This is a genomic window from Halobaculum sp. MBLA0147 (genome assembly GCF_041361345.1).
GTDB lineage: Archaea > Halobacteriota > Halobacteria > Halobacteriales > Haloferacaceae > JAHENP01.
Map to the genome: position 1 here is coordinate 190,747 of NZ_JBGKAD010000003.1, position 15,988 is coordinate 206,734.

11 protein-coding genes are annotated in these 15,988 nt (G+C 71.2%); 6 read left to right on the forward strand and 5 right to left on the reverse strand.

Annotated features, from left to right (window positions below; all coding sequences use genetic code 11):
* Positions 1-110 precede the first annotated feature (110 nt).
* The 4 genes from RYH80_RS17350 to RYH80_RS17365 form a co-directional block, all read right to left on the reverse strand.
* The gene (locus RYH80_RS17350) at positions 111-3,761 is read right to left on the reverse strand and encodes a PAS domain S-box protein (protein WP_370905341.1); all 3,651 of its coding nucleotides are present in this window, start codon (positions 3,759-3,761) and stop codon (positions 111-113) included.
* Positions 3,762-3,833: 72 nt separating this feature from the next.
* Positions 3,834-3,965 carry a hypothetical protein gene (locus RYH80_RS17355; RefSeq protein ID WP_370905342.1) on the reverse strand — a complete coding sequence of 44 codons (132 nt, stop codon included), beginning with the start codon at positions 3,963-3,965 and terminating at the stop codon, positions 3,834-3,836.
* 33 nt (positions 3,966-3,998) lie between these two features.
* Positions 3,999-4,211 (reverse strand): hypothetical protein, encoded by a 213-nt coding sequence (locus tag RYH80_RS17360; RefSeq protein ID WP_370905343.1) that lies wholly within the window; start codon positions 4,209-4,211, stop codon positions 3,999-4,001.
* A 132-nt stretch (positions 4,212-4,343) separates the two neighbouring features.
* Entirely contained in the window at positions 4,344-4,514 is a 171-nt protein-coding gene (locus RYH80_RS17365; RefSeq protein WP_370905344.1) for a hypothetical protein, read from the reverse strand.
* 230 nt (positions 4,515-4,744) lie between these two features.
* Between RYH80_RS17365 and RYH80_RS17370 the strand changes: the two genes are divergently transcribed.
* The 4 genes from RYH80_RS17370 (at position 4,745) to malQ (ending at position 9,270) form a co-directional block, all read left to right on the forward strand.
* Complete coding sequence (locus RYH80_RS17370) at positions 4,745-5,086, forward strand: hypothetical protein (RefSeq protein ID WP_370905345.1); 342 nt, start codon at positions 4,745-4,747, stop codon at positions 5,084-5,086.
* A gap of 133 nt (positions 5,087-5,219) precedes the next feature.
* Positions 5,220-6,881 (forward strand): methyl-accepting chemotaxis protein, encoded by a 1,662-nt coding sequence (locus RYH80_RS17375; protein ID WP_370905346.1) that lies wholly within the window; start codon positions 5,220-5,222, stop codon positions 6,879-6,881.
* Positions 6,878-7,660, forward strand: coding sequence for a G protein-coupled receptor family protein (locus RYH80_RS17380; protein ID WP_370905347.1), 783 nt, complete (start codon positions 6,878-6,880; stop codon positions 7,658-7,660). The genes RYH80_RS17375 and RYH80_RS17380 overlap by 4 nt, the downstream gene beginning before the upstream one ends.
* Before the next feature lie 122 nt (positions 7,661-7,782).
* Positions 7,783-9,270, forward strand: a complete 1,488-nt coding sequence (malQ, locus tag RYH80_RS17385) for a 4-alpha-glucanotransferase (protein ID WP_370905348.1) — start codon at positions 7,783-7,785, stop codon at positions 9,268-9,270.
* A 6-nt stretch (positions 9,271-9,276) separates the two neighbouring features.
* On the opposite strand, the gene RYH80_RS17390 is transcribed toward malQ, so the two are convergent.
* Positions 9,277-14,100, reverse strand: a complete 4,824-nt coding sequence (locus tag RYH80_RS17390; protein WP_370905349.1) for a DUF7997 domain-containing protein — start codon at positions 14,098-14,100, stop codon at positions 9,277-9,279.
* A gap of 191 nt (positions 14,101-14,291) precedes the next feature.
* Between RYH80_RS17390 and RYH80_RS17395 the strand changes: the two genes are divergently transcribed.
* The gene (locus RYH80_RS17395; RefSeq protein ID WP_370905350.1) at positions 14,292-15,341 is read left to right on the forward strand and encodes a DUF3179 domain-containing (seleno)protein; all 1,050 of its coding nucleotides are present in this window, start codon (positions 14,292-14,294) and stop codon (positions 15,339-15,341) included.
* A 176-nt stretch (positions 15,342-15,517) separates the two neighbouring features.
* The gene (locus tag RYH80_RS17400; protein ID WP_370905351.1) at positions 15,518-15,967 is read left to right on the forward strand and encodes a hypothetical protein; all 450 of its coding nucleotides are present in this window, start codon (positions 15,518-15,520) and stop codon (positions 15,965-15,967) included.
* Positions 15,968-15,988 lie beyond the last annotated feature (21 nt).

Genomic DNA, 15,988 nt, shown 5'->3' on the forward strand with positions numbered 1-15,988 from the left:
CTCTGTGGCAACACAGTGAGGTGTGGGAGAGGGTCACGACACTACACTGATTGAGTGGGGTGGATGGACCGAGCGACTCCGGTAACCCGAACCGACGGGTCCGCAGACGCTCACGCGTCGGCGTCGCGCTCGTCGCCGCCGTCACCGTTGAGGAGCGTGTCGAACACCTTGCGTTCCGCCTCGCGGAGGTGCCGGTTCAGCGTCGGCTGGGTGATGTCCATCGCGGCCGCCACCTCGCGGCCCTCGTGCTCGCGGGGCCACGCGAAGTAGCCCATCTCGTAGGCCGTCTCCAACGCCTCCGCCTGCCGCTCGGAGAGTCGGTCCGCGAGTCGTCTGGCGACCCCGTCCGCCGACGCCGCACTCGCCTCGTGTTCCCGGCGAGCGAACAGCGAGAGCCCCGGCAACCGGTCGCCGAGTCGCTCGACGAACCGCCGCACGTCCGTCTCCGTCGGCAACTCGACGACCAACTCCGTCCCGTCCGGGCGCGCCGTCCCACGGCGGAGTACGCCGCCGTACTCCGAGACCGTCGCACCGAACCACGTCGTCCCCTCGCGCTCCACCGTCACGCCGCCGTCCTCGCCCACCGTCACCGTCGTCTCGCCGGGGAAGACGCGGTCGGCGACCGCCGCGACGTCCGACTCGTCGTCCCCCGTGGCGGCGCTCGCTCCGGTGTCGGCTCCGCCACTCCCGGTCTCTCCCGAGGGGAGTGTGTACACGACCGTCAACGAACCGTCCTGTCGCCGGACGGTGCGCTCGTGTCTGACAGTTCGCCCAGTCTCGCGAGCCAGTCGTGCGAACGGCACCGTCGCGTCACCCCGAAACTCCAACTCGACGGTCTCGTCGGACTCCAGCGCTCGACGGCGCTCGACCGCGGTGATCGCGTAGCCGATGGAGGCACCGAGTTGATCGACGGCGTCACCCGCGGGGCCGTCGAAGGCGTCCGCCTCCGTCGCCTGGATCACCAACACGCCGTGTGTGATCCCCTCGTAGACGAGCGGGACCGCACAGACTGCCTCGATCCCCCGCCTGACGAGCGCGCGCCGCCACGGGGCACCCCCGGCTGTGACGAACCCCGTCTCCGTCGTCGTCTCGCCGGTCCTCGAGGCGGCCGTCGCCGGGTGTGGGTCCGCGTCGCTCGCGTCCGCGAGACACTGCGCGACGGTCTCGTCGGCGACGCCGGCTGTCACCCGCGGTGAGAGTGTGCCGGTTCCCCCGCCACCCCTCGCGGAGGCGGTCCAGGCGGCCGCGAACGGCTCGATCTCGGCCAGCCGCTCGCAGACCGCCCGCTCGACGCCGACGCGGTCCGACTGCTCGGTGATCGCCGCCTCGACGCGCCGCGTCAGCTCCGCGACGCGCTCCAACTGTTCGGCCCGCTGTGTCTGGCGCTCCAACTCCGCCCGCTGGGAGGCCAGGCGCCGTTCGCCGGCGATGTGGTTCAACGCCGCCTCGAGTGTCGCCGCGACGAGGTTCGCGGTCTCGGCCGACGGCGCCCCCTCGTCGCCGACGACACACAACACCCCGTGACTCGCCAGCGGGACGAGCACGGCGGTCCGCCCCGTCGCGACGCCGGTGGTCGCGCCGTCGTCCCTCGTTTCCGTCTCGCTGCCCGTCTCCGTCTCGCTGCCCGTCTCCGTCTCGGTTCCCATTTCCGTCTCGTCCGACTCGGCGTCGGGGTCCTCGTCCCCGTCGCCACCGCCGTCCGTGACGGGGAACGACGCGCCGTCCGGGAGGCCGATCCGCGTCGTCTCCTCGTCGACGAAGGCGTGCCACGCCGGATCGCCGGGGCCGCAAGTGGGCAACTCGTCGGCGGGTGCGAGCGACCCCGCCGCGGCGGTCGGAGCGAGGTCCCCCGTCTCGTCGTCGAGGAGGTGGACCGCAGCGTCCAATCCGAACACGTCCGCGGTCGCCTCGACGGCCGTCCGACAGGCCGCCTCCGGCGTGGACGCGGTCGTCAACTCGCCGGTCGCCTCCTGGAACGACTCCACCGTCTGGCGACGCTCCCGCTCGTCCGTCACGTCACGCGACAGCGAGACGATCCGCGTCACCTCGCAGGGGTCGTCGGCCGCGCGGATCGGGTACACGCGTCCCTCGATCCACCGGACACTCCCGTCGTCGCGCCGGACTCGGTACTCGTAGTCGTGGCTGTCCGGGCCGCGGCGGTCGGGGTCCGTCCAACAGTCGATCCAGTCCTGCAACAGGCCGAGGAACTCGTCGCGGTCCGCCGGGTGGAGTGTCTCCTCGAACGAGAAGCTGTCCTCGTACATCCGCTCCGGGCTCTGCCCCCAGATGTCCTCGTACGAGGGGCTGATGTAGTGGGTCTCGGAGAGGTCCGGTTCCGCGAGGTGGATCACCTCGTCGACGGCCTCGGCGATCTGCTGGAACTGTCGCTCCCGACGTTCCAACTCCGCCTCGCGGGCGCGTCGGTCGGTCACGTCTCGGAAGTTCGCCAGCGTCGCTGGCTCTCCCTCGTGAGTGATCGCCGAGACGGCGAGTTCGAACACGCGTCGGCCACCGTCGGGTGTCTCCACCTCCACGTCGTACCGCCGTGGTGGGTCGCCGTCGCCGATGCGCTCGCGGTAGCGCTCGCGCACCAGCGACTCGTACTCCGGGGCGAAGATCGACTCCAGCGGCTCCCCCACCAGCGACTCGGGGTCGTAGCCGGTCACGTCCGCGAACCGGTCGTTGACGAACACGAACTCTCGGTCTTGGACGACCGTCACCCCGTCGGTGCTCTGTTCGACCAGCGTCGAGTACTTCTCGCGTTCCTCGCGGAGGCGGCGCTCGCGCCGCTCGCGTTCGGTCACGTCGCGACACACCGCCATCGCGAGCGTCTCCCCGTCGATCTCGACCGGCGTCACTCGTGCCGCGAGGGTCCGCCGCTCCCCGTCCGGGAGGTCGAGTCGCCACTCGACGCGCTCCTCCTCACCGGAAGTGACGACACGCTGGTACAACTCTACCGCTCGCTCGACGGTGTACCCCTCGTCGGTCGCGCTGACACCGTCGACGCCGGCCTCGAGGACCCACTCGCGGTCCCGTCCCACCAGTTCACACAACGCCTGGTTGACGTCGACGATCTCCCCCGTCTCCGGGTCGTGGACCGCGACCACGTCCGTCATCTCGTCGAGGACGACCTCGTACCGGCGGTCGAGCGGGCGGTCGCCCGCTCCCGTCGCCGTCGTGGTGGTCCCGACCCCGTCGGCCACTCCGTCCTCGGTCTCGGTGTCACTCGGCGGCGTGTCGTCCCCCTCCGTGCGGCCGTCCCCATCCGTGCAGCCGTTCCCATCCGTCCAGCCGTTCCCCTCCGTGCAGCCGTTCCCCTCCGTGCGGCCGGCTCTCGCAGGCGAGCCGTCGTCGGTGGCGGCGAGTTCGAGTAGGCTGTCGAGTACCGTCTCGGGTGTCTCGGCGAGTGCGTCGCGTGGTAGCGTCGCCGTCGCGCCGGCTCGGAGCGACTCGACGCCGGCGGTGGTCTCGTCGTCCGTCGCGACGACTACCGGCCCCGTCGCCTCCGAGAGTCGGTCGACGACCGCGGCGGGGTCGTCGGCGACGACGAGCACCGCGGCTGCCTCGTCCGTCCCGTCGGCACCGTCCGACGCTCTCGCTCCGGACGTGTCGCCGTAGTCGGTCCCTCCGACGGCAGCCGCCTTCGACTCGACGGCGACGGAGCCCGGCGTGTCTCGGCGGTCGGCTACCTCTCGCAGGAGCGCCGCTACGTCGTCGGGGCCCACGACGAGGAGACGGCGTTCGGTCGACGAACCGTTCACACCCGACCGTTTCCCCCGGAGTGGTAAAACTTTCTCGTCCGACCGGGGCGAAACTGCCGCCGGCCGCGAGTCTCAGGCGGGTGCCTCGGTCTCGATCCACTCCGTCGCGTCTGGGATCGTCTCCGCGGTCTCCGAAGTCAGGCCGTCTACCTCGAGGTTCGCCGTCACCGCCAGGGCAGTGATCCCGTCCGAGACCCACACCATCTTCTCGACACCGGCGCGCTCGATCAGCGACGACTACCGCGTCTCGATGTGCTCTTGGAACCCGGAGTCGAGACGGAGATCGTCGTTCAACACGACCACGGACCCCTCGATCGACGAGTCCGTGTGTATCTCGACCCACCGCTCTTCCAGGTCTCCGAGTACCTCGTCGTCTCCGTCCCACTCGCGCATGTTCCAGATCACGTACTCGCCGCGTCGCTCGGTCTCGACTGGGAGGTTTGAGACCATGCGATCTCCAAGTATCGTACAATGTTAACAGCTACCACTGTGTGCTCAGAACGGGCACGACCGTCGTCGCGACCTGTGGTGACGCGGTCGACGGACGACGCTCGTTCCCTCTCGCTCACTGTCTTCGGTGTCTCACCCGTCTCCTCCTCTCGCCACTTCCCAGTCTCTCCGTCTCCTCCTCTCGCCACTTCCCAGTCTCTCCGTCTCCTCCTCTCGCCACTTCCCAGTCTCTCCGTCTCCTCCTCTCGCCACTTCCCAGTCTCTCCGTCTCCTCGACACTCTCTTCGTCTCCTGTGGTGTCATCCTCCGGAGCTCCCCGTCCCCGTCGGTCCGCCGACCGTCGCGGTGGCCGCCGAGAGAGTCACCTCCAGAACCGCTAAGAGCCGTCGGCCCCTGAGTGCCGGACGGATGTCACCGACAGACACGAGCGGCGTCGTCGGGCGTCGCACACACCCGTCGCGGCGAGGCGCCCACGGACGGTCACCGACGGACCCGGAGAACGTGTCGACGCTGTCGTCGCGAGGTGGTGGCCGGTGACGCTCTCGCAGCCACTCCAGCTGGCACTCGTACTCGGGGTGATGCTGGTGGGAGGGACGCTGTCGAACCTCGTCGGCCGCGAGGACCCACCGGTCGAGACACCTTGGCCCGGTCGGTGGGCGGCGGCGCTGTCCGCGGTGGCCGCCCCGTGGCTCCTCCTCCGGTCGGGGACGCTCCCGTCGGTCGATCTCGTCGACGACGCGACGCTGGCGGTGATCGTGTCGGTGGCACTGTTGCTCGTCTCCTACCACGTCGTCGGTGTACCGGGACAGCGCGACGACGAGGACGACGACCCACCGGGCGCAGACGACTTGGCTGGCGGTCCGGGCTCGCGGTGAGTCGTGTGGCGGCGGTGAACTGGTGAGTCGACTCTAACAGACGAGTACCGAAGCCGACGGTCGTCTAACTAGATAGACTGGCTGGAGAGTCCGAGCCGCCACGGATAAGAGGCACTGTCGCACACGGAGAGTCGTGATACGGCGCGTTCGACGGCAGTACACCTACCGGTTGGGAGCCGCACTCGCCGTGGCGGCGCTGGCGACGGTCCTGTTCGGCGCGGGGTTCGCGGCGTACGGGACCGGCGCCGGAGTCCCAGTCTCGGAGGTCGTGATCGCCGTCTGTTTCGTCGCCGTGCTCCACCTCGGCGTGCTCGGGGTGGTGCTCGGCGGCGACGTGGCGACGGAGTTGAGTCGGCTGACGGCCGCGGCGGAGGCGGTCGGCGACGGCGACTTGGACGTGGACCCACGGAGTCGGCGCAGCGACGAGATCGGCGAGTTGGGCGACGCACTCGCGGAGATGCGCGACTCGCTACGGACCGCCTTCGACGAGTCCGAGCGAGCCCGCGAGGAGGCGGAGGCGGCCCGCGCCGACGCCGAGGCGCAGACGGAGTCGTTGTTGGCGGCCGCCGAGGAGGTCGGGGCGGCGCTGGAGGCCGTGGCGGACGGCGACCTGACGCACGAACTCGACACGGACGCCGACGAGGCCGCCGTCGCGCGGATCGCGGACGCCTACGAGGCGATGGCGACGGACCTCTCGGCGACCGTCGACCGGATCAGGACGTTCGCGGCCGACGTGGAGGAGACGGCGACCGCGACGGCAGAGGACGCGGCGCAGGCGGCGCGGGACCACCGCGAGTTGGCCGCCGAGATCCGGGACGCGGCCGACGGCGTGACCGCCGCGGCGGACAGACTCGCGACGGTCGCGGAGGACGTGGGCGACGTGTCTGCGACGATCGAGGAGGTCGCCGCGACCAGCGACGAGGTGGCCGACCGAGCCGCCGCAGGCGGCGAGGTGGCGGCGACCGGCGCGGACCGTAGCGAGGCGGCCGTCGCGGCGATGGAGACGGTCGAGACGCGCGTGGAACGGCTCGACGAGTTGGTGGCGCAGTTGGACGAGCGGATGGCCGACGTGGAGGAGACGACGGACCTCGTCGCGGACGTGGCCGAACAGACGGACGTGCTCGCGTTGAACGCGAACGTCGAGGCCGCACGTGTCGACGTGGAGGGTGACGGCTTCGGCGTCGTCGCCGAGGAGGTGCGGAGTCTCGCCGAGGAGAGTCAGACGGCCATCGCCGAGATCGAGGCGACGGTCGCCGAGACACGAGCGGACGTGGACGAGGTGACCGACGAGACCGCCGCGACCCGCGAACGACTCGCCGAGAGCACCGAGTCCGTCTCGGAGGCCGTCGAGACGTTCCGGGAGCTGTCCGCGGTCGTCGCGGAGGTCGACGACGCCAGCGACGAGATCGCTCGGGCGACTGACGACGGGGCGGCCGCCGCGGAGTCGGTCGCGGCCGCCGTGAGCGAGGTACGCGAGCGGGTCGCCGAGGCGGCCGAGGCGGCCCAGTCGCTGGCGGCCCGCGCGGAGGCGACAGCCGAGACGATGGCCGAGTTGGAGACGCGTGCCGAGGACCTCGTCGACGACACCGTCGAACTCCGGACGATGCTCGACGACTTCGAGACACGGTCGAGTGGCGACGGGCGAGTGGCGCCGGACGCCGCCACGACGGAGCCGACGACTGGGGCTTCGACGACTGGAAATTCGACGACTGGGGCTTCGACGACCGGGAGCTCGACGGCTGGGCGGCCGACGAGCGGCTCGGTCGGATCGTCCGCGGGAGGTGACGACCGGTGACTACCACACTACTCCCGTTGCAGGTGGACCAGGCGACGGTGCTGCAGGCGGCCGCCGTCGGGTACGCCGTCGTCCTCCTGGCGCTGCTGGTCGGCGTCAGACGCGTCGACGCGAGCCTCCGGCGGTACTGCTACCCGCTCGTCCTGCTGGCGGCGCTGGCGACCGTCGACTCGCTGTGGCAGGCGACCGGTGGCGGGAGTGTGGTCGTGAACGGCAACGCCGTCCGGGTGAGTACGGCAGCGCTGGACGTGTACGCCTACGCCGTGTTGTACGGCGGGACGACGCTGTTGGCGGGTGCTTCGCGCCGGCTCGTCGCCGCGGTGACCGGCGTCGCGGTCACGATGCGGGTGGCGTTCTCGTTGGGCAACGCCGCGGCACCGGGCACGACGCTGGCGACGCTGGCGGCCGTCGGCATCCTCGGCGGCTACCCCGTCGTCGTCGCGCTGTACCTGCGCCCGGTGTGGCGCGCGGCCCAGCGCGTCCCGGCACGACAGCGACTGCTCCACTGGAAGGCGCGCAACCTCCAACTGTTCCTGTTCGGGATGCTGGTGGTGTACGCCTTCCTGCTGTTGTCCGGACTGATCCAGAACATCGTCGTCAGTCAGGTGCTCGTCCAGTACCCGAACCTGCTGTTCCGCGGCGGCGTCTCGCTGTTGATCGTCCACCGGCTGGCCGGGTTCGAGGGCCGCGAGTCCCTGCGGCTGGGTGGCGGCGCCGGCGACGCCGGGACGGACTCCAGCGAGTCGGCGAGTGCCGGCGGGGCGGCGGCGGGCGACTGAGGGGTCGTCGGGGCGAACGGCGGGCGGTCGGGGGTGCCCCGGCGAGTGGTCGCGAACCCCAGTCGGCCGCCAACCCCGTCGCGACCGGAAACGGCATACCACCGCCGGGAGAACGGTGCGGTATGCGATTCGATCGACAGAGTGGCGTGTTCTGTCACGTCACCTCGTTGCCGGGGCGACACGGCATCGGCGACCTCGGCGCGGGCGCGACCGCCTTCCTCGACTTTCTCGACGCGGCCGACCAGTCGCTGTGGCAGGTGTGTCCGCTCGGTCCGACGACGGCCGGGGCGTACCACTCCCCGTACCAGACGCTCTCCGGATTCGCCGGGGACCCACTGCTCGTCGCGCTCGACCCACTCGGCGAGCGGGGCTACCTCGGGGACGACGAACTCGAACCGCCGGCCGGCGTCGCCACCGACGAGACGCGCTACGACGCCGTGAGCGAGTTCAAACGCGACCGCCTGCGGACCGCCTTCGAGCGGTTCCGCGAGTCGCCAGCCGACGGCGACCGCGAGGCGTTCGACCGGTTCCGCGAGCGCGAAGCCGCGTGGCTCGACGACTACGCGCTGTTCGTCGCCTGCAAGCGCGCCTTCGACGGCGCGCCGTGGACGGAGTGGCCCGAGCCGATCCGGGCACACGACGAGGAAGCCGTCGAGCGCCGTCGCGAGGAGTTCGCCGACGACGTGGCGTACCACGCCTTCTGTCAGTGGCTGTTCGACCGGCAGTGGCGCCGCGTCGCGGACGCGGCCCACGAACGCGGGATCGAGATCGTCGGCGACCTCCCCATCTACGTCGCGTTCGACTCCGCAGACGTGTGGGCGTCGCCGGAGGCGTTCCAGATCGAGGACGGCGAGCCGACGGCCGTCGCGGGCGTCCCGCCGAACCCCGGCGACGACGGCCAGCGTTGGGGGAACCCACTGTACGACTGGGACGAACTCGCGGCCCGCGACTACGACTGGTGGCTCGGCCGCCTCCGCCGGCTGTTCGAGTTAGTCGACGTGACCCGCATCGACCACTTCAAGGGGTTCGACGAGTACTGGGCGATCCCCGGCGACAGCGACGACCCGGCGGACGGGGAGTGGCGCGACGCCCCCGGCGTCGACTTCTTCGAGACGGTGGAGGCGGAGTTGGGCGAGTTGCCGTTCCTCGCGGAGGACCTGGGCTTCCTCGACGAGTCCGTCGTGGCGCTGCGGGACCGGTTCGGGTTCCCGGGGATGCGCGTGCCGGTGTACGCCGACTGGTGTGCGGAGGGGGACCGCTACCAGCCGATGCACTACCCCGAGGACAGCGTCGGCTACACCTCGACCCACGACACGGACACGTTCGTCGGGTACTACGAGGACCTCCCGGCCGAGCAGCGGGACTGTCTCCACTACAACCTCGGGACGGACGGCGAGGAGATCCACTGGGACCTGATCGAGGCGGTCTGGAACTCGAACGCCGCGGTGGCGATCGCCCCACTACAGGATCTCCTCGGCCTCGGGAGCGAGGCGCGGTTCAACACCCCCGGCACCGTCGAGGGGAACTGGCAGTGGCGCGTCACAGAGGAGCAGTTGACCGACGGCGTGGCCGAACGGCTCGCGCGGATCACCGACGCGACGCTGCGGTGACCGCGATCAGACGGAGAACCGCCGCACGGTCGTCCCCGCCTCGTCGAGCGCCGTGTCGGCGGCGGCAGCGACGACGACGTCGTTCTCGCCGTAGCCGATCTCGACGGTCGCCTCGAACGCGCCGTCGGTCACCTCGACGTACGCGTCGTCTGCCGGCGTGGAGACGGCGACGGCAGCGCCGGTCGTCTTCCCGCTGACGACCACCTCGTTGCCGCGGAAGCTGGTGTCCACCTGCAGCGCCGGGCTCTCGTCGGGGGCGTGCAGTTCGCGGTCGACGTACCGCTCCTCGACCGCCGCGGGTGTCTCCGCCGGCCGTCCGGCGTCGATCCCGTGGGCGAGACGGACGTACTGGGCCATCGACCACGCCAGCGGCGTCGCCGAGCCGGTCCCCTCGCCGTACGCCCAGTCGTAGGCCGTCGACACCTCGCGGTCCCACACCTGCTCGGCGATCATCCGCCCGGAGTTGGCGAACTCCGCCATCGCCGAGAGCGCCCGCTCGGGTGCGACCAGTTCGTCCGTCGGCTCGTCGCGCCGGAGTTCGTACTCCGCCCGCTCGCCGGTGAGGATCGGCCAGAGGCGACCCTTCCCCGGCTGCTCGACGGACCACGGCGCACCCATGTCGCCCTGCTCGACCTCGCCGTAACCGTCGCCGTTGTAGCGGTAGAACGCCGCCCCCGCGGGCAGGTCGACGCGGATCTCGTCGTCCACCACGTCGAGGGAGGTCTCCAGTACGTCGTCGTCCCACGGCCGGATGCCGAGCCGCGCCAACTCCAGGAAGCCGGCGTCGATCACGTTCCGCTCGTCCAAGCGTGGCCCACCGTTCGCCAGCGTCCGGTGGTGACCCGCGTCCGGGTCGCCGTCGCGGGTCACCCGGAGGTAGTACGGCGTCTCCGTGTGACGGTCCGTCCCGGTGGTCGTCGCGGTCCACTCCTCGACGCGGTTGGCCCAGCTGTCCGCCACCGCGCGGTACACCAGCGCGTCCGAGTCGTGGCCGGTCGCGGCGGCCAACTCGCTTGCGGCGACGAGTCCGGCGATCTCCGCGGCGATGGTCGACGGGGAGTAGCCGGACTCCTCCTCCCAGCGTTCCTGGCCGCTCTCGGGGCCGTTCCGGACGACGTAACTCGCAGAGCGGCGGACGTGCTCGTAGTCGTAGGCCACGTCGTCGAACGTCAGCCCCCGCTCGTGGAGGTGGTACGCCATCACCGCCGGGTAGGCGATGTTGTCCATCTGCTCGCCACCCCAGCGGGTGATCCCGTTGAGGTACGTGTTCTGGGGGATGAACCCGCGCTCGTCCTGCTGGTAGTTGTAGACGTACGCCACCTGGTCGGCCGCGGTCTCGAGGTCGTCGACCAACTCGAAGGCCGTGAACACCTGGTAGAGGTCCCGCGACCAGACGAAGTTGTAGCCGTACCCCTTCTCCACGTCGGCGGTGACGGCGTCGCCCCAGGGGACGGACGGCGACGCGATGGAGGCGCCGACGAACGTCTTGTCTTCGACGGCACGCAGCGTCATCAGTGCCGAGCGGTACTGGTTCGCCAGCCGCTCCTCGTCGGCGACGGCGTCCGGGAGCGGCTTGTCCGCGAGGAACGACCGCCAGGTGTCGACGTAGCGCTCGCGGACGGCGTCGAACCCGTCGGCGAGTGCGCCCGCCGCCTCACCCAGCGACGCGGACACGTCCGCCTGGCGAGCGAACCCGAGTGCGAGCGTGTCTCGAACTGCGGTGCCGGTACCCATCCGCCCGACGAGCACGACCCGCTCGTCCGTGATCGAGTCGCGTGTCGTCGGCGTGACGCCGTCGGTGAAGAACTCGTCGAGCGCGCCGCCGGCACGCCCGACCGTCGCCCAGTCGAACCGGCCGGCGGTCGCCATCGTCGCGGCGACGGAGTAGCGGTCCCCGTCCTCGTCGACCAACAGCGGTTCGCCGGCCGCCATCCGCTCGTCGGCCGTGTCGGCCCGATCCGCGGGGTCGACCGGCTGGTCGGCCACGTCGTCGGCCGTCTCGCCGGTGTACGCCTCCGCGTCGCGGGCGACCAAGTAGTGACTCCCCGGCTCCCCGAGGCGGAGACCCCGGTCCTCCGTCCCGGTGTTCGTGAGTGCCGTGTCCGCGACGGCGTACAGTTCGTAGGCGTGGTCGTCGCCGGACTCGAAGGTCACGTCGGCGAGGAGCGCGTCGTGGTCCGGGTCCGTGACGTACTCGACGCGCAGCGACCACTCGTGGCCCCGTCCGTCGCCGGTCTCCGCGATCTCGTGGGCGAACGCCAGGGCGTCGTCCGCGGTCGGTTCCACACGTCGCTCGACCGTGTCGTCGGCCGCCGCCGACCCCTCGACGTGACTCCGCGCGGTGTAGGAGTCGTCCTCGCAGACGACCACGAAGTCCAGCGTCCGGAGGTTCATCAGGTCGACGCGCGGGAACCGCACCTCCGTCAGTGTACCCTCCGTGGCGGTGAACCACACCCGCGAGGGCGTCTCGGTGGTGTGGTCGGCGGCGGTGCCAACGGCGAACTTCTCGCCGGTCGTCCACTTCGGGCGTTCCGGCGGGCTGTCCGTCTCGCTCGCGCTCGACGGCAGGGCGTCGGCGGCCGACAGCAGTGCCGTCGCCTGCAGGCGGTAGCCGTGCGAGAACCCCAGCGGCGTCGCCGAGTCGGCGCTCCCGTCGTCGAACACCTGCTCCGGGAGGTAGCCCGCGTCCGTCGGCAGCGGCCCCTCGTCCTCGATAGACTCGTAGAGATCGCTCGCCCAGGCGAACAGCGTCGCCGCGTCCGCACTCGCCCGCTCGTGTGGCCCGCGGTCGCGGTCTGGCGGAGTGGACGTCCCGGTCGACTCGTCGCTCGTCGCCCCCTCCGTCTCGGTCGTCTCACTCGCGTCGGTCGGCTCCGCCGCGTCTGCCGACGCGTCCGACGAGTCCGCGGTGGCCTCCGCCCGCCCGCCGTCGGGCGCCGCCGCGGCGTCGAGGTGGCCCTCGAAGGCGACGGCGCCGTCTGCGATCTCCTCCAGCAGCGTACCGAGTTTCGCCGCGGCGACGGCCCCCATCGCGGTCGTCAGCGACCACACCTTCTCGGCGTGTTGGCCGCCGGTGCGCCAGCGGTCCCCCTCGTAGCGGATCAACCCGGCGACCGGGTCGTCGTCCGGGTCGCGGTACAGTCCCGACAGCGTCGTCTCCGTGTGAGCCACGACGCGGGGGAGCAGGCGGTCGGGGAGCGAGATCTCGTCGACCTCCTCCGCGACGACCAACGCGTCCGCCAACGCGAGTGTCGCGCCGTCGAGACGGTCGTCGAGGCCGTCGTCCGTCCGCCGGACGGCGTAGGCACACTGCTCGGGGAGCCACAACTGGTGGAGGCTACCGGCGACGAGTTCCGCCCCGTCGCGGGCGATTCCGGCGGTCACCTCGTCGACGGGGGCGTCCGCGACCGCCGCGAACGCCTCCAGGAACGTCGCCGCCGTGTGGGTGAACTGGCCGGCGGCGTCCTCCCAGATGTTCTGACACGCGACCGGGAGTCCGGCCGCCCCGAGGTCGTCGTCCAGCGCCCGCACCCCGTCGGCGACCGTGCGCTGGATCCGGTCGCGGTCCTCGCGCGACAACTCGTCGCCGCGGGCGTCCAACAACGTCGCGAGGAACCGCACGACGGTCGCCGTCTGGTCCGCCTGGTACTCCGTCGAGTCGGCCTGCCCCTCGACCCGGCCGTTCGCCCACCCGGGGGCCAACGAGCCGTCGGCGGCCCACACGCGGTGGGGCCACGTCCCGTCTGGACGCTGTGTCTCACAGTAGAAGCGCGCACTCCGGACCAACTCCTCGGTCACGTCCAGTCCGAGCGTCCGCTGGGAGCCGAGCAGGAGCTGCGAGATGCGCGCGTCGTCGCGGAACCAGGTGTAGCCGTAGCCGCCGGAGTTGGTGAAGAACGGGTCGAACTCCGGGCCGGCGATCCGTGCGCCGGACGGCGACTCCAGTAAGTCGAGCACGCGGAGGTCGTTGCGGACGGTCCGCTCGCGGACCACGTCGTCGGGCACGTCCACCTCCGTGCGCTCGCCCGCGACCGTCCGCAAGGCACGAGCCGAGTCGAACTCCGTCACGCAGTTCGCCAGGTCACCCAGCGCGTCCGCGCGGTCCACGTCCGTGTGGTCGGACAACTGCGTCACCAGCGAGGTACGTCGGCCGCGGCCGGCTTCCTCCAGCGGTGCGGTGACGACCACGTCGCCGGAGAGGTGGGTGTCCTCGTACCGGTTCAGCGCCGACTCCGAGGGGAACTCGACCGGGTCGTCGTCGAGAATCTCGTAGAACCGTTCGGGCACCTGTCCGCGCACGTCGTCGAGCCCGGTGGAGGCGGCGACGTAGTCGTGTTCGTCGCGGTGGAACACCTCCAGCACGCGACTGTCCTCGGGGCCGGCGTCCTCGTGGATCAGCCGGCCGAGGCGACTCTCGCGGCCCTCCGGCGCGAGCGTGAGGAACGCGATCAGACTCGCCTCCGGCGGCACGGCGCCGCGGAGTTCGACGTGGGTGACGTGGGCGCGTCCGAGGGTGATGTCGTACTGGTGGACGGTGAAGCGGCCGGCGTCGTACTCCGTCTCCACGAGGGTGGTCTCGCGGTAGTAGTGTTGCCGGACGATGTCGAGGTCGTCGAACCAGTAGGTGTGGTCGGCCGTCTCGATTCCGAAGCGAGACCGGTCGAGACCGGAGAGCCCAGACAGCGCGTACGAGTAGTCGCGGAGACGACCGCGGGGGTCGACGTGGACGAGTCGATCCCCACGGCCAGAGAAGGCGCCCGTGGACGTGTCGGCGGCGCCGCCGTCCGACGGATCGCGTTTGAACTCGTTGAGTGCGGTGCGGAGTCGCATGGGGGTCCGTCGGACCCCCGGGTACAAAACCTCTCGTGGTGGCTCGTGCTCGTACCCGATTACGTTCGGGTGTTGTCTCGCGGAGTCACGCGGCCGATTCCGGTGGACGCGCGGATCGTTCGCGGCCGCTCCGTGGCGCGAGCGACGCACGACCGTGGACGACTCTTCAGGTCCGAGCCGGTAGCAGAGTCGTGAACCGCCGCGACGCGCTCGCCGGACTCGCCGTCGGTGTCGGGAGTCTCGCGGGCTGTCTGGACGTGTTCGGCCGCGGCGGGCGGAGTGGCCGGGCTACGCAGACGGAGCGAGGCAGTCGGACCGGCCGGACCGAGAGTGACGAGAGTGGCGAGCGTGACGAGCAGCGCCGCGACGCGTACGACGGGAGTCTCGCGGCACAGGGTGTCCCGACGACGATCTGTTCGGAGGCGGTCGTCGCGGACCCGGGGAAGGAGGCGCTCGTCGACCCGCAGTTCGCCCCCGACTGGACGAGTCACCGGATCTCGGACCGCTACGAACCGGCGACGGGATCGTCGGGTGGGATCGACCCACGACAGACGGTCGTCGTCGTCGAGACCGGAGACGGGCGCGCTCGCGCCTACCCGCTGGAGGTGCTCGCGGAACACGAGATCGTGAACGACACCTTCGGCGGACCGCTGCTGGTGACGTTCTGTCCGATCTGTCGCAGCGGTGTCGTCGCCGACCGGCGCGTCCCGGCGTCGAGTGACGCCACGGGCGGCAGGAGCGGCGGGGGCACCGAGAGCGGTGGAGGCGGCGGCGACACCGAGAACGGCGGGGACACCGAGAGCGGCGGAGACACCGAGAACGCCACGGCGGCGGAGCACGCGGTGGCTGGCGAAACGCTCACCTTCGCCGTCTCGGGACTACTCTGGCAGCCCGAGCGCATCCAGGTGGCGGCCGCAGAGCAGGGGAACCGGACGTTCGGCGCCGAGCGCACCGGCGGCGAGAGCGTCGGCGTCCGCGCGGGCGGCAACCTCGTGTTGTACGACACCGCAACCGGGAGCTACTGGAGTCAGATCCTCGCGCGGGCCATCTGTGGGCCGGCGACCGGGACGACGCTGCCCGTCCGTCCCTCGCGCGTGACGACGTGGGAGACGTTCCGCGCCGAGCGACCGGACGGCGAAGTCCTGCTCCCACCGCCACACTCGGGGGTCCACGACCGCGGCGCGTACGTCGGGCGCACCCCCGGGCCGCCGCCCGAGCGGTCCACGTCGGACGAGCAGTAACCGGGCACCTCGAAGAGGTAGTATTGCCTACGCGGAGCACCACACCGAGCGCGCCCCGTCGGTAGTCAACGGTTACGAGACCCGCCAGAGAGCCACACTGTCGCGGACTCTGGTGAGATTTGGGTGGGATTTCGGGGTAGAGTTACGTCGGAGTGGCACGTACCGAGACGTACAGCATGGCCCCCGACGACTCCGGTCGGTCCCGACCGACCACTGCCGCCCACTCGTCGCGCTCGGACGCGGGCGCGGGCGGCCTGCAGTGTGCAGACTGCGGTCACCGCTACGGCTACCTCGGCCGCGAGCCACACCCCGGGCGCTGTCCCGCCTGTGACTCCCGCGCGGTGCCGCCGGCCGGCGACCTCAAGTTGACCGCCGGCCGACTCCTCCCGGAGTGGGCTGGCGTGGACCTCCGCTTCCGCGACGCCTCCGGCCGCGTGTTCGCGTACGCCCTGACCGCCGTCGGACCGAAGACGTTCACCATCCTCGAGGCCACCGTCGACGGCAGCGCCGCGACCGCAGACCCCGGGCCGGACTCCCCACTCGTCGACGACAGCCTCGGCGAGACGCTCGCGGATCTCGTGGGCACACCCGTCTCATTCACGCCGGCGGCGAGCGCGGACGAGTAGGACCCACTCCGCCTCCCACCG

Excerpts from the sequence above, each read along its gene's own strand:
- RYH80_RS17360 (WP_370905343.1), bottom strand. The coding sequence starts at position 4,211 with ATGGTCTCAAACCTCCCAGTCGAGACCGAGCGACGCGGCGAGTACGTG.
- RYH80_RS17390 (WP_370905349.1), bottom strand. The coding sequence starts at position 14,100 with ATGCGACTCCGCACCGCACTCAACGAGTTCAAACGCGATCCGTCGGAC.
- RYH80_RS17400 (WP_370905351.1), top strand. The coding sequence starts at position 15,518 with ATGGCCCCCGACGACTCCGGTCGGTCCCGACCGACCACTGCCGCCCAC.
- RYH80_RS17365 (WP_370905344.1), bottom strand. The coding sequence starts at position 4,514 with ATGACACCACAGGAGACGAAGAGAGTGTCGAGGAGACGGAGAGACTGG.
- malQ (WP_370905348.1), top strand. The coding sequence starts at position 7,783 with ATGCGATTCGATCGACAGAGTGGCGTGTTCTGTCACGTCACCTCGTTG.
- RYH80_RS17355 (WP_370905342.1), bottom strand. The coding sequence starts at position 3,965 with ATGGTGTGGGTCTCGGACGGGATCACTGCCCTGGCGGTGACGGCGAAC.